Source organism: Thermus thalpophilus (assembly GCF_022760915.1).
Lineage (GTDB): Bacteria > Deinococcota > Deinococci > Deinococcales > Thermaceae > Thermus > Thermus thalpophilus.
In genome coordinates this window covers 1-308 of sequence record NZ_JAKTNS010000148.1, presented here as the reverse complement: position 1 = coordinate 308, position 308 = coordinate 1, and the positions used below count along the sequence as shown (strand labels likewise).

At 62.7% G+C, this 308-nt stretch carries 1 protein-coding gene; it reads right to left on the bottom strand.

From position 1 onward, the window contains the following. A partial coding sequence (locus tag L0D17_RS13385; protein WP_243095725.1) for a DUF4277 domain-containing protein occupies window positions 1-287 on the bottom strand: 287 nt, incomplete at its 3' end. Window positions 288-308: the final 21 nt, after the last annotated feature.

The following is a 308-nucleotide window of genomic DNA, read 5'->3' as shown; positions in this document are numbered from 1 at the left end:
CGGCCCATGCGGTCGTCGTTCAAAAGTTCGGGGGTGATGCCGGGCCCCAGGAGCAGCTCGGTGGGCTTGCCCTGGAAGAAGTGGCCGAAGAGGTAGAGGGGAGAGGTGACGAAGCCCAGGGCGTTCAGTATGGCGGCCTTGAGGGCCATGCCAGTGGAGACCTTTTCGCCCGGCCTTGGGCCCACGAACCGGTCTACGGTCTGTACCAGTCCTATCTGATCCAGGATGCTGGCCACCAGGCCCAGGTGGCCCAGGTCGTACACCTGTAGGTTGGGTGTGGTTTCCATCCCAAAATCCTAAGGCCAAGG